Origin of the sequence: Arthrobacter sp. NicSoilB4, assembly GCF_019977335.1 — a bacterium.
In the GTDB taxonomy this organism is placed as follows: Bacteria; Actinomycetota; Actinomycetes; order Actinomycetales; family Micrococcaceae; genus Arthrobacter.
In genome coordinates this window covers 3,016,689-3,034,370 of the sequence record NZ_AP024653.1, presented here as the reverse complement: position 1 = coordinate 3,034,370, position 17,682 = coordinate 3,016,689, and the positions used below count along the sequence as shown (strand labels likewise).

At 64.0% G+C, this 17,682-nt stretch carries 23 protein-coding genes; 18 read left to right on the top strand and 5 right to left on the bottom strand.

The window, feature by feature from the left end; all coding sequences use genetic code 11:
• Positions 1-95: 95 nt before the first annotated feature.
• The 9 genes from rpsH to map all read left to right on the top strand — a co-directional run bounded on the left by rpsH (position 96) and on the right by map (position 5,851).
• The gene (rpsH, locus tag LDO13_RS13750; RefSeq protein ID WP_056425243.1) at positions 96-494 is read left to right on the top strand and encodes a 30S ribosomal protein S8; all 399 of its coding nucleotides are present in this window, start codon (positions 96-98) and stop codon (positions 492-494) included.
• Positions 495-512: 18 nt separating this feature from the next.
• The gene (gene rplF / locus LDO13_RS13745) at positions 513-1,049 is read left to right on the top strand and encodes a 50S ribosomal protein L6 (protein ID WP_056425247.1); all 537 of its coding nucleotides are present in this window, start codon (positions 513-515) and stop codon (positions 1,047-1,049) included.
• Positions 1,050-1,051: 2 nt separating this feature from the next.
• Positions 1,052-1,435, top strand: a complete 384-nt coding sequence (gene rplR / locus LDO13_RS13740; protein WP_018773674.1) for a 50S ribosomal protein L18 — start codon at positions 1,052-1,054, stop codon at positions 1,433-1,435.
• Positions 1,436-1,461: 26 nt separating this feature from the next.
• Positions 1,462-2,142, top strand: a complete 681-nt coding sequence (rpsE, locus tag LDO13_RS13735; protein WP_173403037.1) for a 30S ribosomal protein S5 — start codon at positions 1,462-1,464, stop codon at positions 2,140-2,142.
• 3 nt (positions 2,143-2,145) lie between these two features.
• The gene (gene rpmD / locus LDO13_RS13730) at positions 2,146-2,352 is read left to right on the top strand and encodes a 50S ribosomal protein L30 (protein WP_224047265.1); all 207 of its coding nucleotides are present in this window, start codon (positions 2,146-2,148) and stop codon (positions 2,350-2,352) included.
• A complete protein-coding gene (gene rplO, locus LDO13_RS13725) occupies positions 2,353-2,847 on the top strand; it encodes a 50S ribosomal protein L15 (RefSeq protein ID WP_224047264.1) in 495 nt (164 codons plus the stop codon).
• 186 nt (positions 2,848-3,033) lie between these two features.
• Positions 3,034-4,344, top strand: a complete 1,311-nt coding sequence (gene secY, locus LDO13_RS13720) for a preprotein translocase subunit SecY (protein WP_224047263.1) — start codon at positions 3,034-3,036, stop codon at positions 4,342-4,344.
• 5 nt (positions 4,345-4,349) lie between these two features.
• Positions 4,350-4,919, top strand: coding sequence for an adenylate kinase (locus tag LDO13_RS13715; RefSeq protein WP_224049792.1), 570 nt, complete (start codon positions 4,350-4,352; stop codon positions 4,917-4,919).
• 104 nt (positions 4,920-5,023) lie between these two features.
• Positions 5,024-5,851 (top strand): type I methionyl aminopeptidase, encoded by an 828-nt coding sequence (map, locus tag LDO13_RS13710; RefSeq protein WP_224047262.1) that lies wholly within the window; start codon positions 5,024-5,026, stop codon positions 5,849-5,851.
• Between the two features lie 114 nt (positions 5,852-5,965).
• Here map and LDO13_RS13705 read toward each other — a convergent pair whose 3' ends face one another.
• From LDO13_RS13705 to LDO13_RS13695, 3 genes are all read right to left on the bottom strand, one after another.
• The gene (locus tag LDO13_RS13705) at positions 5,966-7,312 is read right to left on the bottom strand and encodes an ABC transporter substrate-binding protein (RefSeq protein ID WP_224047261.1); all 1,347 of its coding nucleotides are present in this window, start codon (positions 7,310-7,312) and stop codon (positions 5,966-5,968) included.
• A 69-nt stretch (positions 7,313-7,381) separates the two neighbouring features.
• Entirely contained in the window at positions 7,382-8,236 is an 855-nt protein-coding gene (locus tag LDO13_RS13700; RefSeq protein ID WP_224049791.1) for a carbohydrate ABC transporter permease, read from the bottom strand.
• Positions 8,237-8,316: 80 nt separating this feature from the next.
• On the bottom strand, positions 8,317-9,267 hold the full coding sequence (locus tag LDO13_RS13695) for a sugar ABC transporter permease (protein WP_224047260.1): 951 nt from the start codon (positions 9,265-9,267) through the stop codon (positions 8,317-8,319).
• 267 nt (positions 9,268-9,534) lie between these two features.
• On the opposite strand from LDO13_RS13695, the gene LDO13_RS13690 reads away from it, so the two are divergent.
• The 8 genes from LDO13_RS13690 to truA all read left to right on the top strand — a co-directional run bounded on the left by LDO13_RS13690 (position 9,535) and on the right by truA (position 14,789).
• On the top strand, positions 9,535-10,506 hold the full coding sequence (locus LDO13_RS13690; RefSeq protein WP_224047259.1) for a P1 family peptidase: 972 nt from the start codon (positions 9,535-9,537) through the stop codon (positions 10,504-10,506).
• Between the two features lie 178 nt (positions 10,507-10,684).
• The gene (gene infA, locus LDO13_RS13685) at positions 10,685-10,906 is read left to right on the top strand and encodes a translation initiation factor IF-1 (RefSeq protein ID WP_009358723.1); all 222 of its coding nucleotides are present in this window, start codon (positions 10,685-10,687) and stop codon (positions 10,904-10,906) included.
• Between the two features lie 68 nt (positions 10,907-10,974).
• A complete protein-coding gene (rpmJ, locus tag LDO13_RS13680; protein ID WP_009358722.1) occupies positions 10,975-11,088 on the top strand; it encodes a 50S ribosomal protein L36 in 114 nt (37 codons plus the stop codon).
• A gap of 174 nt (positions 11,089-11,262) precedes the next feature.
• Positions 11,263-11,637, top strand: coding sequence for a 30S ribosomal protein S13 (gene rpsM, locus LDO13_RS13675; protein WP_024366110.1), 375 nt, complete (start codon positions 11,263-11,265; stop codon positions 11,635-11,637).
• A gap of 55 nt (positions 11,638-11,692) precedes the next feature.
• On the top strand, positions 11,693-12,094 hold the full coding sequence (rpsK, locus tag LDO13_RS13670; protein ID WP_018773682.1) for a 30S ribosomal protein S11: 402 nt from the start codon (positions 11,693-11,695) through the stop codon (positions 12,092-12,094).
• A 131-nt stretch (positions 12,095-12,225) separates the two neighbouring features.
• Complete coding sequence (locus LDO13_RS13665) at positions 12,226-13,236, top strand: DNA-directed RNA polymerase subunit alpha (RefSeq protein ID WP_024366109.1); 1,011 nt, start codon at positions 12,226-12,228, stop codon at positions 13,234-13,236.
• A 76-nt stretch (positions 13,237-13,312) separates the two neighbouring features.
• On the top strand, positions 13,313-13,867 hold the full coding sequence (gene rplQ / locus LDO13_RS13660; protein WP_224047258.1) for a 50S ribosomal protein L17: 555 nt from the start codon (positions 13,313-13,315) through the stop codon (positions 13,865-13,867).
• A 31-nt stretch (positions 13,868-13,898) separates the two neighbouring features.
• Positions 13,899-14,789 carry a tRNA pseudouridine(38-40) synthase TruA gene (truA, locus tag LDO13_RS13655; RefSeq protein ID WP_224047257.1) on the top strand — a complete coding sequence of 297 codons (891 nt, stop codon included), beginning with the start codon at positions 13,899-13,901 and terminating at the stop codon, positions 14,787-14,789.
• A gap of 17 nt (positions 14,790-14,806) precedes the next feature.
• On the opposite strand, the gene LDO13_RS13650 is transcribed toward truA, so the two are convergent.
• Positions 14,807-16,180, bottom strand: coding sequence for a PAS domain-containing sensor histidine kinase (locus tag LDO13_RS13650; protein WP_224047256.1), 1,374 nt, complete (start codon positions 16,178-16,180; stop codon positions 14,807-14,809).
• A gap of 212 nt (positions 16,181-16,392) precedes the next feature.
• Between LDO13_RS13650 and LDO13_RS13645 the strand changes: the two genes are divergently transcribed.
• Positions 16,393-17,160 (top strand): response regulator transcription factor, encoded by a 768-nt coding sequence (locus LDO13_RS13645; RefSeq protein WP_224047255.1) that lies wholly within the window; start codon positions 16,393-16,395, stop codon positions 17,158-17,160.
• Here the strand turns inward: LDO13_RS13645 and LDO13_RS13640 are convergent.
• Positions 17,157-17,606, bottom strand: coding sequence for an Hpt domain-containing protein (locus tag LDO13_RS13640; protein WP_224047254.1), 450 nt, complete (start codon positions 17,604-17,606; stop codon positions 17,157-17,159). The two genes, LDO13_RS13645 and LDO13_RS13640, sit on opposite strands and share 4 nt — an antisense overlap.
• Positions 17,607-17,682 lie beyond the last annotated feature (76 nt).

The following is a 17,682-nucleotide window of genomic DNA, read 5'->3' as shown; positions in this document are numbered from 1 at the left end:
TCTAGCTACGTAAAAGGTCCGCCCGTGCTGGTTCCGAACTATGTTCGGAAACACCGCACGGCGGAAACCGTTATGAGGAAGGGCATGAGCCCACCATGACAATGACAGATCCCGTCGCAGACATGCTTACGCGTCTGCGCAACGCAAACTCGGCATACCACGATTCCGTGTCTATGCCGTACAGCAAGCTCAAGGCACGCGTTGCCGACATCCTGAAGGCCGAAGGTTACATCGCCTCCTGGAAAGAAGAAGACGCTGAGGTTGGCAAGAAGCTGACCCTCGAGCTCAAGTTCGGTCCGAACCGCGAGCGTTCCATCGCTGGCGTTCGTCGTATTTCCAAGCCGGGACTGCGCGTTTACGCAAAGTCCACCAACCTGCCGCACGTGCTCGGTGGCCTGGGTGTCGCAATCCTGTCCACCTCTTCCGGCCTCTTGACTGACAAGCAGGCCGGCAAGAAGGGCGTGGGCGGCGAAGTCCTCGCTTACGTCTGGTAACGGGAAAGGAAGAGAATAATGTCACGTATTGGACGTCTCCCCATCACCGTTCCTGCCGGCGTTGAGGTCAAGGTTGACGGCTCTGTCGTCAACGTCAAGGGTTCCAAAGGCGAGCTGAGCCACACTGTGCCCAGCCCGATCGAGGTTTCCCTGGAAGATGGCACCCTGACTGTCGCCCGCCCGAACGACGAGCGCGCCTCACGTTCGCTGCACGGCCTGACGCGCACCCTGATCGCCAACATGATCCAGGGTGTCACCGCAGGCTACGAGAAGAAGCTTGAAATCGTCGGTACCGGTTACCGCGTTCAGGCAAAGGGTGCTGACCTGGAGTTCGCTCTGGGCTACAGCCACCCGGTTAACATCACGGCACCGAACGGCATCACCTTTGCAGTAGAGACCCCGACCAAGCTCTCTGTTTCAGGCATCTCCAAGCAGCAGGTCGGCGAGGTTGCTGCCAACATTCGCAAGCTGCGGAAGCCGGACCCCTACAAGGGCAAGGGCATCCGTTACGCAGGCGAAGTCATCCGCCGCAAGGTCGGAAAGGCTGGTAAGTAACCATGGCGATCGCAATTAACAAGAAGCGTACGAACAAGAGCAAGTCTGCCCAGCGCAGCCGTCGCCAGCTTCGTATCCGCAAGCGCATCTCCGGTACGGCTGTACGTCCTCGTCTGGTCGTCAACCGTTCCGCACGCCACGTATTCGTCCAGGTTGTCGATGACACCAAGGGCCTGACCGTAGCGAGCGCCTCCACTTTGGAAGCCGACCTTCGTGCATTCGACGGTGACAAGACAGCCAAGGCCAAGCGCGTTGGCGAGCTCGTTGCCGAGCGTGCCAAGGCTGCCGGTATCGAAGCAGTTGTCTTCGACCGCGGTGGTAACAAGTACCACGGCCGGATCGCCGCCGTCGCTGACGGCGCACGTGAAGGTGGGCTGGCACTGTGACCGAAAATAACGAAAAGGACATTCAGGTGACTGAAGCTGTAGCTGCTCCGGCAACTGAGACCGCTGCGCCTGCTACCACTGATGACCGCCGTGGTGGCGCTCGTCGTGGCGAGCGTGGCGACCGCGGCCAGGGCCGTGGCGACCGTGGTGGCCGTGGTGGCCGCGATGGTGGCCGCGAAGCCGAAAAGAGCCAGTTCGTAGAGCGCGTCGTAACCATCAACCGTGTTTCCAAGGTCGTCAAGGGTGGTCGTCGCTTCAGCTTCACCGCCCTCGTCGTCGTCGGTGACGGCAACGGTATGGTCGGCGTCGGCTACGGCAAGGCTAAGGAAGTTCCTGCCGCCATCGCGAAGGGCGTTGAAGAGGCCAAGAAGTCCTTCTTCCGCGTTCCCCGCATCGGCAGCACCATCCCGCACCGTGTTCAGGGTGAAGCCGCCGCAGGCGTCGTTATGCTGCGTCCGGCTTCCGCCGGTACCGGTGTTATCGCCGGCGGTCCGGTCCGTGCAGTACTGGAGTGCGTGGGCATCCACGACATCCTCTCCAAGTCGCTCGGTTCCTCCAACGCCATCAACATCGTGCACGCGACCGTTGACGCGCTGAAGCGCCTCGAAGAGCCGGCAGCAGTGGCAGCACGCCGCGGCCTCCCGCTCGACGAGATCGCCCCGCCGGCAATGGTGAAGGCGCTCCTGAACCAGAAGGCAGGTGTCTGAGTAATGGCTAAGAACGTGCTTGTCTCCGACGCGAAGTTGGAGATCACTCAGATTAAGTCCGCCATTGGCGGCAAGCAGAACCAGCGCGACACCCTGCGGTCCCTCGGCCTGAAGCGGATCGGACACACCGTTGTCCGCACCGCCGACGCCGTGACCGTCGGAATGGTCAACACGGTTCCGCACCTGATTACGGTAGAGGAGGCGAAGTAAATGGCAGAGAAGAAAACCGCCGAAAAGGCACAGGGCGCCACTGCTGAGAAGCAGAACGCACTGAAGGTTCACCACCTGCGTCCCGCCCCGGGTGCCAAGACCGCCAAGACCCGTGTTGGTCGTGGTGAAGGTTCCAAGGGTAAGACCGCTGGTCGCGGTACCAAGGGTACGAAGGCCCGCTACCAGATCAAGGCTGGCTTTGCCGGCGGCCAGCTGCCGCTGCACATGCGCCTCCCGAAGCTGCGCGGCTTCAAGAACCCGTTCCGGGTTGAGTTCCAGGTTGTAAACCTGGACAAGCTCAACGAGCTGTTCCCGGAAGGTGGCGCAGTCACCGTGGAGAACCTGGTCGAAAAGGGTGCCGTTCGCAAGAACCAGCCCGTCAAGGTGCTTGGCACCGGCGACATCACCGTCAAGGTTGACGTCACCGTCCACGCATTCTCGGCCAGCGCCGCAGAAAAGATTGCTGCAGCAGGCGGAAGCACCACCGCCCTCTAAGAGGCCGGCGGGGCAGTTGCCCGTTGTGGAAACTCCCGGTACCAGGGGCTCAGGCCCCAGGTGCCGGGAGTTTTTCTGTTTTTCCCGGCCCTGCGATTGTTCGCAGGGCGCGTCCACCCGTTAGACTCGGTTGTTGGGTTTATTTGACCTATCTCACACGACTTTACTTATTCATCAGGAGGACGCTTGCTTAGCGCATTTGGCCGGGCCTTTCGCACGCCTGATCTGCGACGCAAGTTGTTGTTCACGCTGGGAATCATCACAATCTTCCGCTTGGGTGCTTTCATCCCCTCGCCTGGTGTGAACTACCAGAATGTCCAGCAATGCTTGCAGACCGGTCAGACCTCGGGCGGTATCTACCAGCTCGTCAACCTGTTCAGCGGCGGTGCATTGCTGCAGGTGTCCGTTTTTGCCCTCGGCATCATGCCGTACATCACGGCCAGCATCATCGTCCAGCTGCTCCGGGTGGTCATTCCCCGGTTCCAGCAGCTCTACGAGGAAGGCGCCTCGGGCCAGTCGAAGCTGACGCAGTACACGCGTTACCTCACGATCGCACTGGGGCTGCTGAACGCCACGACGCTGGTGTCGCTGGCTCGCTCCGGGCAGCTGCTGCCGAACTGCCAGCTGCCGATCATCCCGGACGACAGCATCGTCACCACGATCCTGATCATCATCACGCTGACGGCCGGCACCGGCCTCATCATGTGGATGGGCGAGCTCGTGACCGAAAAGGGCGTCGGCAACGGCATGTCGCTGCTGATCTTCACGTCCATCGTTTCCAGCTTCCCCGGCTCACTCGGTGCGATCTGGACCTCACAGGGCCCGGGCACCTTCTTTATGGTCCTGGTGATCGGCCTGCTGACCGTGGCCGCGGTGGTCTTCGTGGAGCAGTCACAGCGCCGCATCCCGGTGCAGTACGCCAAGCGGATGATCGGCCGCCGCACTGTGGGCGGCACCAGCACCTACATCCCGATCAAGGTGAACATGGCCGGCGTCGTGCCCGTCATCTTCGCTTCCTCGATGCTGTACCTGCCGGGCCTGATCTCCCAGTTCAACCAGCCCAAGCCCGGTGAGCCCGTAGCGCCGTGGGTGGAGTGGATCAACAACAACCTCACCCGCGGTGACCACCCGATCTACATGGCTCTCTACTTCGCCATGATTGTGTTCTTCACTTACTTCTATGTTGCGATCACTTTCAACCCTGAAGAAGTTTCTGACAACATGAAGAAGTACGGCGGCTTCATTCCGGGTATCCGTGCCGGCAAGCCGACCGCGGACTACCTGCAGTATGTGCTTTCCAGGATCACCCTCCCCGGTGCCATTTACTTGGCGTTTGTGGCACTTATCCCGCTCGTCGCATTGGTCCTGATCAACGCCAACCAGAACTTCCCGTTCGGTGGCACCTCGATCCTGATCATGGTCGGCGTAGGTTTGGAGACCGTCAAGCAGATTGATGCGCAGCTACAGCAGCGTCACTACGAAGGGCTTTTGCGATGACGAGAATGTTGATTATCGGACCTCCCGGATCCGGCAAGGGAACGCAGGCGGAGCGCATTTCGGAGCGCCTCGGCGTCATTGCGATCTCCACGGGGGACATCTTCCGCGCCAACGTCAAAGGTGAGACGCCGCTTGGCATCGAAGCCAAGAAGTACATGGACGCGGGCGACTTCGTTCCGGACAGCGTGACCAACAAAATGGTCCGCGACCGCCTCAGCGAGGACGACGTGGAGAACGGCTTCCTGCTGGACGGCTACCCGCGCACTACCGCGCAGGTGGACTACCTCGACGGGATCCTCGCCGACGGCGACCAGAAGCTCGACGTCGTCCTGCAGCTCACGGCCGACGACGAGGAACTTGTCACCCGCCTGCTGGGCCGGGCCAAGGAAACCGGACGCACCGACGACAACGAAGCCGTCATCCGGCACCGCCTTGACCTGTACCACGGCCAGACGGAGGCCGTTGTCGCCAAGTACGACGACCGCGGCATCCTGACCCGTGTCGACGGCATCGGCGGCATGGACGAGGTCACCGACCGCGTCATGCAGGCCATCAAAGAGGCACAGTCGGCCTGATCGGCCCACGGACCCAGAGGCTCCTCCCGGAACACCGGGAGGGGCCTCAGCCATTTTGGCCGTCCGCCCCAGGGCGGCACGGTCCCATCGAAAGGAAGCTGCGGATGGCATTCGGCCAGCCACGCATCGAGTACAAGACCAACGCCCAGATGCGTTCCATGCACGAGGCAGGGCTTGTCCTGAGCCGCGCCCTGGACGCCGCTGTGGCGGCCGCTGCCCCAGGGAAGACCACCAAAGACCTCGACGCCGTGTTCGCCGCGGTGCTCAAGGACGCCGGCGCCACATCCAATTTCCTCGGCTACCACGGCTTCCCCGCCACGATCTGCACATCGGTGAACGAGGAAGTCGTGCACGGCATCCCCGGCGGCCGCGTCCTGCAGGACGGGGACATCCTCTCGATCGACGGCGGTGCGATCCTGGACGGCTGGCACTCGGACTCGGCCCGCACCGTGATCGTCGGCACCGCCGACCCCGAGGACCAGAGGCTCTCGGATGTCACCGAATCAGCCATGTGGCACGGGATTGCCGCGCTGGCTACCGGAAAGTTCGTCGGCGACATCGGCAACGCCGTGGACGACTATGTCTCCTCCGTGCCCGGAAAGGCACTGGGCATCCTCGAGGACTACGTGGGCCACGGGATCGGCTCCGAGATGCACATGGCCCCGGACGTGCCCAATTACCGCACCAACCACCGCGGGCCCAAGATCCGCCCGGGCCTTTGCCTGGCGATCGAACCCATGCTGGTCCGCGGAAGCATCGACACTGCCGTGCTGGACGACGACTGGACGGTGGTGACCACCGACGGCAAACGGTCCTGCCAGTGGGAGCATTCCGTGGCGGTCCACGAGAAGGGCATCTGGGTGCTCTCCGCACCTGACGGGGGAGCCGCAAAACTGGCCCCCCTCGGCGTCGTGCCTGTCCCGATTCCCTAAGCGGGCACCCGGCCGCCGATATGCGGACTCTTCGTTTGACACGACAAATCCCTGGCGACGCCGGAATACGGCAGCACCAGGGATTCGTCGTATCGGGAGCGCGCAGCCGGTGCGTCAGCTCTTGAGCTTCGGCTTCACGTCCTTGGTGTAGATGCCTTCCAGGGTGGCCTTCAGCGACGTCATGGTGGCCTTGACGTCGCCCTGCTGGGTGAGGATCGCCGCAGCCGACTTGGCCATCTCCTGGTCCGCGCCCGGCAGGAACACGCGGGCGTTGTCCTGGACGCGGGTCACGGCGAGCTGGTCCATGGCGGTCTTGATCTGCGGGGTCTTGGCCAGCACAGCGGTCATGTCAGCGGAGGTGCGGGTGGGCATGTAGCCCGTGGCCGCGGAGAACTGCGCCGTGTTTTCCGGTTCCGTCATGAACTTCAGGAAGGTGGCGGCGGCGAGCTGGACCTCCTTGCTGACCCCGCTGGGGATGCCCAGGCCGGCGCCGCCGGTGGGGCACACCGGGCTTTCGTTCTTCGGACCGCCCGGCAGGTATCCGACGCCCACGTTGAACTTCGCGGACTTCAGGACCCCCAGCAGGGAACCGGTCGAGGAAATCGTGGACGAGGTGATCCCTGCGGCGAAGTCGTCGGCAGCTTCCTTGGACGAGACCCCAGCCCACTTGTCCTTGAAGATGGAGTCCTGGGCCCACTGCAGGGCCTCGACCGACTCGGCGGAATCGCAGTTGAACGCCCACTCGTTGGACCAGCTGCCACCCCAGCCCCACAACATGTTCTGCAGCGTCCAGCCTGCGTAGCCGGCCAGGGCGGGGTAGATGTAGGCGTACTGCGCGCCGGAGCTGGCTTTCAGCTTGGGCGCCCACTCTGCGAATTCCTGCCATGTCTTCGGGGCGCGGTCCGGCACTCCGGCCGCCTTGAAGTGGTCCTTGTTGTAGTAGAACAGCGGCGTGGAACGTCCGTAGGGGAGTGCCCACTGCTTGTCCTGGTACTGGTAGTCGGCGACCAGGGACTTCCGGAAGTCATCCACTTTGATGTCCAGCTGCTTGATCAGGCTGTTCAGGGCGATGATGTTGCCGTTGGAGTAGTACCGGAACCACCAGACATCGGAGAGCACCACGAGGCCCGGCAGTCCGGACTTCGCCGCTTGCGAGGTCTGGAACTTCTGGGCGATCTCCTCGTAGTTCGCGCCGGCGGTGACCAGGTTGACCTTGATCTCCGGGAACTTGGCATGGAACTTCTCGATGATGGCCTTTTCCACGTCCTGGGACTTGCCCGGGTGGTTGGACCAGAAATCGAAGGAGGCTGCGGGCTTGACCCCGCCGAAATCGATGTCGGCGGCACCGGTCGCGGCCGTGTTGCCTGCGGTGGATGGGCCTCCGCAGGCGCTCAGCGCGGCGGCGCCGGCGCCGGCCCCGGCCAGTCCCAGGAAGTGCCTGCGGTCAAGATTCAATGCCATGGTGGATCCTCTCGATGATGCTGACTCGGTGAATGGAAATAGCTGTGTTGAAAACTTTGTCCGGCCAGGTCACCCGGTGACGCTGCCCTGGGTCAGGCCGGCGACGATATAGCGCTGCAGGGCCGCGAAGACGAGCAGGATGGGCACGATCACCAGCACGGCCCCGGCCATCAGGATGCCCCAGCCGGAGCCGTTGCCCTCGGAGTTCTGCAGGAGCGTCAGGCCCACAGGCAGCGTCATCGTCTCGGGACGGTCCGTGATGATGAGCGGCCAGATGTAGTCGTTCCACTCGCTCACGACGACGACGAGCGCCACCGTGGCGATCGAGGGCCCGGAGACGGGCACGACGATCCGCCAAAGGCGGCGCCAGTGCCCGGCGCCGTCGATCTCGGCCGATTCCAGGATGGAAGCGGGAAGCGTCAGGAAGTGCTGGCGCAGCAGGAACGTCCCGAACGCCGTGCCAAGGCCGGGGAGAATGATGCCCCACAGGGTGTTCTTGCCGCCCATCCCTGCGATGAGGATGTAGTTGGGCAGGATGGACACCTGAGGCGGGACCATCAGGGCCACGAGGATCAGCACGAAGATGACGTTCTTGTACGGGAAGCGGACAAACACGAGCGCGTAGGCAGTCAGGATGGCCAGGAGGACCTTGATGGTGGCGCCGACGCTGGTGACAATCAGGCTGTTCACGAAGAACTGGGCGAACGGCACGGTGGTCATGGCGATGTTGTAGTTCTCGAAGTTCAGGCTCTCCGGCAGGATCTTCAAGTCCATGGTGATGATCTCGCCGGGCTGCTTGAGCGAACTCAACACCATCCACAGCAGCGGCAGAAAGACCACCAGCGTGGCGAGCACCAGCGGAAGGTAACCGCCGGCAATCGTCTGGACCAGGTTGGCACGGGAGAACGGCCGGTGGCGCTGCAAGGGGATCCCGGGATCTGCGTCGGCAGGGGAGGCCGGGCCGGCGTTGGCGGCGGGGTCAGGGCTGACGGGGGAGAGCAGGCTCACGAGTAGTGCACCTTCCGTTCGACGAACCGCAACTGCAGCACGGTGATGATGAGCAGGATGGCGAACAGGATCACCGAGATCGCGGCCGAGTAGCCGGCCCGGTTGAACGCCCCGAACGCTTGAAGGTAGGCCTCGTAAATCAGCGTGCTGGTGCCGTTGCCCAGGGGGGTCATGATGCGGATCAGGTCGAAGGCCTGCAGCGAGCTCAGCATGGTGGTGATGAGCAGGAAGAATGTTGTGGGGGAGAGCAGCGGAAGGGACATGCTCACAAAGCGGCGGAAGCCGTTGGCGCCGTCCAGCGACGCGGCCTCCATGACATCCTGCGGAAGCGACTGCAACCCGGCCAGGTAGACGACGGCGCAGTAGCCAAGGTTCTTCCAGACGTAGACGATGATGACCATGACGAGGGACAGCTGCGGATCATTGATCCACTGCGGACTCTGCTGGCCGATGCCGCGCAGCAACCACGCCAGCACCCCGTAGCCGGGATCGAAAATGAAGAGCCAGACAAGGCCGACGCCGACGCCGCTGAGCACGTAGGGGGCGAAGACGGCCGAGCGGGCGAATGTTGTGCCGCGGATCCTGGAGTTCAACGCCAGGGCTACCAGCAGGCCCAGGACCATGGAACCGCCGACGGTTACGAGCGTGAAAACGGCGGTGGTGCCGAGAACCTTGGTGGCGTCCGAACTCGTGAAGAAGGTGGCGTAGTTTTCGAAGCCCACGACCGTGGCCGAGGCCGAGCCCAGGGTCCAGTCCAGGGTGGAGTAATAGATGTTGTTGAAGAGCGGGAGGTAGGTGAACACCGCAATCAGGAGCAGATTGGGCAGGGCGAACGCCAGGAAGACGAAGAAATCCCGGCGGGTTCGGGCGGACCAGCGGGCGCGCGGTGCCGGGGCCGGTTTGGCCTCGACGACGGCGCGCGGCCGGTCGGTCAATTGTCGCGTCATTCAGGTCTCTAACGGTTCCGAGCCTGCCAGGGGCAGGCGGATGGGCGGGGATACCTAGCTATCACTTCACCACATGGCTGGTGGGCAGAATCCCGCACAAGACCCCATTAAAGCTTTGTTGTCCAAGGCTTCGTTGCCCGTTCACACTGTGTTGCATGCAGTATTACATAACGCTTGTTTGGTCTGCGGACCTCGGTGTGCGATTCGTCAAGTCGATGGAGGCGTGGAGGCCAGCAGGCGGCTTGCGCCAGAGCGCACAATAGAGCCATGACCGCGATTACGGACGTGCCAGGCCTGAGGGTGGGCCATGCCGGCAGGACAGGCGAAGGCTGGCTGAGCGGAGTGACGGTTGTGCTGCCGCCGCCCGGCACCGTTGGTTCCGTCGACGTCCGGGGCGGCGGCCCCGGAACGCATGAGACCGACGCCCTGGACCCAACGACGCTGTCCCGGACTGTGGACGCCGTCGTGCTCACCGGGGGAAGCGCTTTCGGCCTCGCCTCGGCCCATGGCGCCCAGCGCTGGTGCGAGGAGAACGGCCGCGGATTCCCGGTCACCGGCGGCGTGGTCCCGATCGTGCCGGCGGCGGCGATCTTCGACCTCGGCCGGGGCGGGAACTTCGCCGCCCGCCCGGACGCCGCCATGGGCTACGCGGCCACCGAGGACGCCGCTGCCCGCAAGGAGGGACACGACGTCGAACGCGGCAACATAGGAGCCGGCACCGGAGCCCTCATCGGCCGGGGCACCTACAAGGGCGGCATCGGCACAGCCTCGATCACCCTGGAAAGCATCTCCGCAGACGGCCCGGTGGTCGTGGGGGCCATAGCGGTAGTCAACGCGCTGGGACTGCCGTTTGACGCATCGCCGGCGCCGGCGGAAGCCGCTCACGGCCCAGCCGGCGCGACAGCGCCGGAGCCACCCCCGCTCAACACCACCCTCGTCGTCGTCGCCACCAACGCCATTCTGGACAAGGCCGAGTGCAAGCGCACAGCCTCTGCCGCCCACGCGGGACTGGCCCGGGCGCTGAATCCGAGCCACACGCTGGCGGACGGCGATACGGTCTTTTGCCTCGCCACCGGCGCGCTCGCACTGGACCGCGGCAGCGAGGCCGCCCGCCAGGTGAGCCTCATTACCCTGCAGAGCGCGGCAGCCGACGTCGTTCGCCTCGCGATCCTCGACGGGATCTCCCGGGCGGAGCCCGTGAGCACGCCGGCGGGCGAATTTGGTGCATACGGGCGCTGAGTACGCTACGATTGCTGGATTTAACATTCGGGCCGTAATGGCGTAGTGTTGTCTGTTGGTTGTCTGCCCTGTTGTGCCCTTTTGTGGCCGGGAGGCATCAGCCAATCAATCAAAAACGTCCGCGGTCATTTCCGGTGCAAGCCGGGAGGGCTGCGGCAAACAACAGTTAGCGGAGGGTATGGCCAAGAAGGACGGGGTCATTGAGATCGAGGGCGTTGTGACTGAGGCGCTGCCCAACGCGATGTTTCGCGTTGAGCTCACCAACAAGCACATCGTTCTGGCGCACATCTCTGGAAAGATGCGCCAGCACTACATCAGGATCCTCCCTGAGGACCGGGTAGTGGTGGAGCTGAGCCCGTACGACCTGACACGTGGTCGTATCGTCTACCGCTACAAGTAAACACTGGACGGCCAGAGCAACAGCCGAAGGCCGGTCCAGCTGACCACTGCAACACGCAAAGGAACGCCATGAAGGTCAAGCCGAGCGTCAAGCAGATCTGCGAAAAGTGCAAAGTGATCCGCCGTAATGGCCGGGTCATGGTGATCTGCGAGAACCCGCGCCACAAGCAGCGCCAGGGCTAATTTCCCTTTCGGGAAATCCTGGGTTGCTAACCCACGCAAGTAAATAAAAGGCAGCACAAGCTGATCTGGGACATATGGGCCCGTACAGCTAACCCCCGGTCGGAGGCTGGGGCCGCACGGAACGTGCGGGTGTACTGCCTACGACCTCCGGTTTATACAAGGAGCACTGCCACTATGGCTCGTCTCGCTGGCGTAGACATTCCCCGCGAAAAGCGGTTGGAAATTGCGCTTACTTACATCTACGGCGTGGGCAAGACCCGTGCACACGAAACCCTGGCTGCCACCGGCATCAGCGCGGACGTTCGGGTCAAGGACCTGTCCGACGCCGAGCTCGTCCAGCTGCGTGACTACATTGAAGGCAACTACAAGGTTGAGGGTGACCTTCGCCGCGAAGTAGCAGCAGATATCCGCCGCAAGGTTGAAATCGGCAGCTACGAAGGTATTCGCCACCGCAAGGGCCTGCCAGTGCGCGGACAGCGCACGAAGACGAACGCACGTACCCGCAAGGGTCCGAAGCGCACCGTCGCAGGCAAGAAGAAGACCCGCTAAACCCCTCGGGATTAGCTCGTCTTCCCCCCCCCGATAACTTTCTGTAGGAGAAATAATGCCCCCGAAGACTCGTGGCGCGGTTCGCAAGCCGCGTAAGAAGGACAAGAAGAATATCGCGCTGGGCCAGGCGCACATCAAGAGCACCTTTAACAACACCATCGTGTCCATCACGGACCCGAACGGTGCTGTCATCTCCTGGGCTTCGTCCGGTGAGGTTGGTTTCAAGGGTTCACGTAAGTCCACCCCGTTCGCAGCCCAGATGGCCGCCGAAGCCGCCGCGAAGCGTGCACAGGAGCACGGTATGCGCAAGGTTGACGTATTCGTCAAGGGCCCGGGCTCTGGACGCGAAACGGCTATCCGTTCACTGCAGGCCGCTGGCCTCGAGGTTGGATCCATCCAGGATGTAACCCCCAGCGCCCACAACGGCTGCCGTCCGCCGAAGCGCCGCCGCGTCTAAGGCTTTCCACGCTCCGGTGCTTGCCCGGACCTTCGCGGGTCCGGGCAAGCCCAGCCGCGTTAAGTCTCAGACCGATTTTTCCACCACCTGTGTTGCGTCATATAGCGGATGCTCGCCGAAAGGAAACCTAAGTGCTCATTGCACAGCGCCCCACCCTCTCCGAAGAGGTCGTCTCCGACAACCGCTCCCGTTTCATCATTGAACCGCTGGAGCCCGGTTTCGGTTACACCCTCGGAAACTCCCTCCGCCGTACCCTGCTCTCCTCCATCCCCGGTGCCTCTGTCACGAGCATCCGGATCGATGGCGTGCTGCACGAGTTCACCACGGTTCCGGGTGTCAAGGAAGATGTCACTGAGATCATCCTGAACATCAAGAACCTGTCGGTCTCCTCCGAGCACGACGAGCCGGTTGTTGCTTACCTGCGCAAGCAGGGCCCGGGAGTCGTCACCGCCGCGGACATTGCTCCGCCGGCCGGCGTCGAATTCCACAACCCGGATCTGCACATTGCCACGCTGAACTCGAAGGGCAAGTTCGAACTCGAACTGACCATCGAGCGCGGCCGCGGCTACGTTTCGGCAGCTCAGAACAAGTCCGGCGACTCCGAGATCGGCCGCATTCCGGTCGACTCGATCTACTCGCCGGTCCTGAAGGTTACTTTCCGCGTGGAAGCTACCCGTGTTGAGCAGCGCACTGACTTCGACAAGCTCATTGTCGACGTCGAGACCAAGCAGGCCATCGCCCCGCGCGATGCCGTTGCTTCGGCAGGTACCACCCTGGTGGAACTGTTCGGTCTGGCCCGCGAGCTGAACACCGCAGCTGAAGGTATCGAGATTGGCCCGTCGCCGACGGATGCTGCCCTGGCAGCAGACATGGCCCTGCCGATCGAGGATCTGGACCTCACGGTCCGTTCCTACAACTGCCTCAAGCGTGAGGGCATCCACACCGTGGGTGAACTCGTGGCCCGCTCCGAGGCCGACCTCATGGACATCCGTAACTTCGGTGCGAAGTCCATCGATGAGGTCAAGGCAAAGCTGGTTGAACTGGGCCTGTCCCTCAAGGACTCGCCTCCCGGTTTTGACCTCGCAGCACGCGCCGCAGCAATTGAAGAGGACGACGCCGCTTTCAGCGACGACGAGCTCTAACAAACAGATCTTGGCCCGCGGGCTGATGCACCAAGGTGTGCGCAGCCCAACGGCTTCCATATGAGGAGAAACTATTATGCCTACCCCCGCTAAGGGTCCGCGCCTCGGAGGCGGAGCGGCTCACGAGCGTCTTATGCTCGCGAACCTGTCCGCCGCACTGTTCGAGCACAAGCGGATCACCACCACGGTGACCAAGGCCAAGCGACTGAAGCCGTACGCCGAGCGCCTGGTGACTTTCGCCAAGCGTGGCGACCTGGCTTCCCGCCGCCGTGTACTCGGCTTGATCAGCGACAAGGGCATCGTCCACGAGCTGTTCACCGACATTGCACAGGCAGTGGAGAACCGCAACGGCGGCTACACCCGCATCACCAAGATTGGCAACCGCAAGGGCGACAACGCTCCCATGGCTGTCATCGAACTGGTTCTTGAGCCGGTTTCCGCCAAGCAGGCCGTCGTAGCCGAGGCTACCTCCGCAGCCAAGCGCGACGCTGACAAGAAGGACGCCGATAAGGCAGAAGCTGCTCCGGTTGCTGAAACCGAAGCCGCTGAAGCTGCCGAGTCTGAAGCAGCTACCGAAGAGGCTCCGGCCGCTGAGGAAGCAGACGCCAAGTCCGAGAAGGACGCGAAGTAATTCGCTGATTTCTTGGCATAGACTTAAGTCTATGAACGACCAGAAACCCGCGGCCCCCGTCAGAGGGGGCGGCGGGTTTTTGCGTGTCCGGCTTGATGTCGCGTACGACGGTGGACCCTTCAGCGGGTGGGCCGTCCAGCCTGGCCGGCGCACGGTCCAGGGCACGCTCGAAGAAGCCCTGCAGTTGCTGATCCGCAGGCCCATCCGCGTTACGGTCGCCGGGCGGACCGACGCCGGCGTCCATGCCCGCGGCCAGGTGGTCCATCTGGACCTGAGTGAGGACGAATGGCTCGGCCTGAACCGCGGTGCCGAGCTGGATCCCGCGGTCGCGCTGCTGCGCCGGCTCCGCGGCGCCCTCAGCCGGGGGCTGGGCAATCTCACCGGGGCCATCGAGGTCCACAAGGTGTCCATCGCTCCCGAGGGCTTTGACGCCCGTTTTTCTGCCCTCTGGCGCCGGTACAGCTACCGGATCGCGGACGGCCCCGCCCTCTGGGACCCGCTGGGCCGTTCCTCCACGCTGTGGCACAAACAGCAGCTGGACGTCGGACTGCTCAATGAAGGAGCCTCCCAGCTGCTGGGGCTGCAGGATTTCCGGTCCTACTGCAAGCCGAGGGAAGGCGCCACCACAATCCGGGAACTCCAGCGGTTCGAGTTTTCCCGTGGCGACGACGGCGTCATTGTGGCCACAGTCCAGGCCGACGCCTTCTGCCACAACATGGTGCGGTCCCTCGTGGGCTCCGCCCTCTTTGTGGGGGAGGGCCTCGAATCGCCGGGCTGGCTGCTGGAACGGCTGCTGGCCCGTCAGCGGGACGCGAAGTCCGTGCTGGCCGCCCCGCACCCCCTGGTGCTGGAGGAAGTGGCCTACCCCTCGGCCAGCGGGCTGCTGGCCCGGGCCGAGCTGACCCGCGCCCTGCGCCAGTAGCCGGACCGGCCGGGGCCCTAAAAGGCCTGAGGTGCTGCTTCGGCGGGAAGCTCCACGGTGAAGGTGCTCCCGCAGCCGGGGCGCGACCGGCAGGAAATGCTGCCGCCGTGTCGTTCCACGATGGATTTGGTGATCGCCAGGCCAAGCCCGGCGCCGGGGATCGAGCCCTCGCGCACGGTGGGGCTGCGGAAGAACCGGGTGAAGACCCGTTCGGCGTCGGCGGCGGTCATCCCCATGCCGTCGTCCTCCACGTGCAGCAGCACCCGGCCCCGCTCACTGCTCGCGGAAACGTGGACGGTGCCGCCGTCGGGGGAGTACTTGATGGCGTTGGATACCAGGTTGTCGAGGGCCTGGCTGATCCGCAGCGGATCTACATTGGCCCAGAGCGGGGCCGGCAGGTCCATGGAGAGCGAGACCCTGGACGCGTGCGCGTGGGCCTGGGCCGAGCCGAGGCTGGCCTCGACAAGGCTGGCAAGATCGGTCCGGCGCGGGTGGACATGCACCGTGGAGTTGGCCGACATCAGCAGGTCCGAAACCAGGGCAAGCAGCCGCTCGGCATTGCGTTGAGCCACCTCGATCCGGCGCACGGTGGTGGCGGAGAGCCCCGCAGAATCACCGAGCGCCAGGTCCAGGTTGCCGATGATCGAGGTCAACGGGGTGCGGAACTCGTGCGAGACGGTGGAGACCACGTCGTCCTTGGCGGCCAGGGCGTCGACGAGGCCGGTGACCTCGTTGAACACGACGACGGCGCCGCGGAAACCGCCGTCGTCGTCCTGCAGGGGACGTGCACCGGTGGACACGACGCGGCTGCCCGGTGCCGTGCCGAATCGCACCAGGTAATCCGCAAAGGACTCTCCCGATGCGGCCCGCCGAACCGGGCGGCGTTCGAGGGGGAGCGGGGTTTCCTGGTCCTGGCCGGTCAGCAGCAGTTGCGCTTCCCCGGCACCGTGCGCAGCGCCTGCGGGCGCCGCCGAGCCTTCGAGGGCTGATTGCCAGCTGTTGGTCAACAGGCGCCGGCCCGCGGCGTCGAGCGCAACAATGCCGACGTCGACAGTGTCCAGGATGGTGGTGAGGAGGCGTTCGCGTTCCCTGCTGTCCGCGAGCAATGCCTGCAGCTCCGCCTCCGTGGCGTCGCTCCGGCATTGCTCCTGGCGCAGCCGCACGCGTGCCAGGCTCAGGGCGAAGGACGCGGCAAGGGTCAGGACTCCAGCGAGCGCCACGACGGCGGCCATGCCGGGGGTGTCGAAGAGAGCTGGCCACCATGCGGCAGACGCCGGCACAGCGCCCGCCATGACGAGGGCCAGTGAGAGGTGGCAGGCCACCACCCGCGCACGCGGGCCCCCGGGTTTGTAGTACCGGTCCACGCTCCGGACCGGTTGCTGTTCACTCACTGAAGCCGCGCTCCTTGCTCACAGCTCCAGTTTTACACCAGTTGTCATACAAACTTGACACAAAGCTGGGTATTCTGGGTTCTGTTACTGCGCCGGAACCGGTTTTTTCGCCCAGCGTAGGTATTCTGACAATGACGGTGGGGGCCGGCGCGATCAGCACTGCCAGCGCGTCCGCGTTAGGCAGTGGAGCAGGACCAGATGTGAGGGGGGCCATGACTGACCTAGGAGTCGCGGTCGTAGTTGAAGACGACGCTGACGTACGCAACCTTGTCGAAGCAGTGCTGAGCCAGGCCGGTTTCGAAGTCCATTCGGCCGCAGACGGGCGCGAGGGTGTGGACGTCATCCGGCGCCTGGACGCCGACGTGGTCACCTTGGACGTGGGCCTCCCGGACATCGACGGCTTCGAAGTCCTTCGCCGGGTCCGTCAGTTCAGTGATGCCTATGTGGTCATGTTGACGGCCCGCACGGACGAACTGGACACGCTGACGGCACTGCACACCGGCGCCGACGATTTTATGACCAAGCCTTTCCGGCCGCGCGAACTCCGGGCCCGGGTGGCCGCCATGATGCGGCGGCCCCGGCAGGACACCATCAGCGAAACGCCACGGCCGGCAGTTGCCGCGGACGCCGCGCCCCCGGCGCCGCAGGATTCCGTCCTGCGCCATAACGGGCTGGCTCTCAATCCTGACAGCCGCACTGTGACGGTAGACGGCGAGCCCGCCACGCTGACACGCAGCGAGTTCGATCTCTTGCACGCCCTGCTTAAGGGCGCGGGTGCCGTCCGGTCCAAGACTGACCTGGTCCGCGTGGTGCGGGGTGAGTACTACCGGGCGGATGCGTACATCGGCGAATCCGACGAACGGGCCGTCGAGGTGCATATCGGGAATCTGCGGCGGAAATTGCGCGAGAATCCCCTGCAGCCCCGCTGGCTTCAGACGGTACGCGGTGTGGGGTACCGGCTCGCTCCAGAGCGGGATTAGCTCTCCCAGAGGATGTAGCTGTACTGAAGTTCATCCACGGTTTCGCTGCCGCTCTCCGCTACCTCCCCCAGCAGTGAGCTGGCACGCTCCATGTCGCCGCCGCGTACCGCATCCTCCAGCTCTCCTGCGAGCCGGGCGAGCTGGACTCCTCCCACCATTGCCGAGGACGTCTTCAGGCTCAGTACGGCCTCCAGCGACCCAGCTTCGTCCCGGCGGTTCAGCGCCGATGCCAGGCAGTTGTAGCGCTGGTCCCACATCTTGGCATAGTCCCGGGCGAACCCTCTGGCGACTGATGGGCTTTCCAGCTGGACACCGAGATCCTGGAGTGCCGCGGGGTCCACGAGCGGTGCTTCTTCAGGGGTGGCCTGGCCTGCTCCGCCGGGGAAGGCTGCGGGGGAGAATGCTGTGCTGGAGTCGCCGTCGTCTGGGGCACTGAGAAAGGACATGCGACCACGCTACTTCCTGTCGGGGCCGAGACCCTGCCCTCCGGGTGATCCTGCGGAAACCTTGTGGCATTCCGGC

What these genes read in the sequence shown, in the direction of transcription:
- rpsH (WP_056425243.1), top strand. Translation starts at nt 96, where the DNA reads ATGACAATGACAGATCCCGTCGCAGACATGCTTACGCGTCTGCGCAAC.
- rplF (WP_056425247.1), top strand. Translation starts at nt 513, where the DNA reads ATGTCACGTATTGGACGTCTCCCCATCACCGTTCCTGCCGGCGTTGAG.
- rplR (WP_018773674.1), top strand. Translation starts at nt 1,052, where the DNA reads ATGGCGATCGCAATTAACAAGAAGCGTACGAACAAGAGCAAGTCTGCC.
- rpmD (WP_224047265.1), top strand. Translation starts at nt 2,146, where the DNA reads ATGGCTAAGAACGTGCTTGTCTCCGACGCGAAGTTGGAGATCACTCAG.
- rplO (WP_224047264.1), top strand. Translation starts at nt 2,353, where the DNA reads ATGGCAGAGAAGAAAACCGCCGAAAAGGCACAGGGCGCCACTGCTGAG.
- LDO13_RS13715 (WP_224049792.1), top strand. Translation starts at nt 4,350, where the DNA reads ATGTTGATTATCGGACCTCCCGGATCCGGCAAGGGAACGCAGGCGGAG.
- map (WP_224047262.1), top strand. Translation starts at nt 5,024, where the DNA reads ATGGCATTCGGCCAGCCACGCATCGAGTACAAGACCAACGCCCAGATG.
- LDO13_RS13705 (WP_224047261.1), bottom strand. Translation starts at nt 7,312, where the DNA reads ATGGCATTGAATCTTGACCGCAGGCACTTCCTGGGACTGGCCGGGGCC.
- LDO13_RS13695 (WP_224047260.1), bottom strand. Translation starts at nt 9,267, where the DNA reads ATGACGCGACAATTGACCGACCGGCCGCGCGCCGTCGTCGAGGCCAAA.
- LDO13_RS13690 (WP_224047259.1), top strand. Translation starts at nt 9,535, where the DNA reads ATGACCGCGATTACGGACGTGCCAGGCCTGAGGGTGGGCCATGCCGGC.
- infA (WP_009358723.1), top strand. Translation starts at nt 10,685, where the DNA reads ATGGCCAAGAAGGACGGGGTCATTGAGATCGAGGGCGTTGTGACTGAG.
- rpmJ (WP_009358722.1), top strand. Translation starts at nt 10,975, where the DNA reads ATGAAGGTCAAGCCGAGCGTCAAGCAGATCTGCGAAAAGTGCAAAGTG.
- rpsM (WP_024366110.1), top strand. Translation starts at nt 11,263, where the DNA reads ATGGCTCGTCTCGCTGGCGTAGACATTCCCCGCGAAAAGCGGTTGGAA.
- rpsK (WP_018773682.1), top strand. Translation starts at nt 11,693, where the DNA reads ATGCCCCCGAAGACTCGTGGCGCGGTTCGCAAGCCGCGTAAGAAGGAC.
- rplQ (WP_224047258.1), top strand. Translation starts at nt 13,313, where the DNA reads ATGCCTACCCCCGCTAAGGGTCCGCGCCTCGGAGGCGGAGCGGCTCAC.
- truA (WP_224047257.1), top strand. Translation starts at nt 13,899, where the DNA reads ATGAACGACCAGAAACCCGCGGCCCCCGTCAGAGGGGGCGGCGGGTTT.
- LDO13_RS13645 (WP_224047255.1), top strand. Translation starts at nt 16,393, where the DNA reads ATGACTGACCTAGGAGTCGCGGTCGTAGTTGAAGACGACGCTGACGTA.
- LDO13_RS13640 (WP_224047254.1), bottom strand. Translation starts at nt 17,606, where the DNA reads ATGTCCTTTCTCAGTGCCCCAGACGACGGCGACTCCAGCACAGCATTC.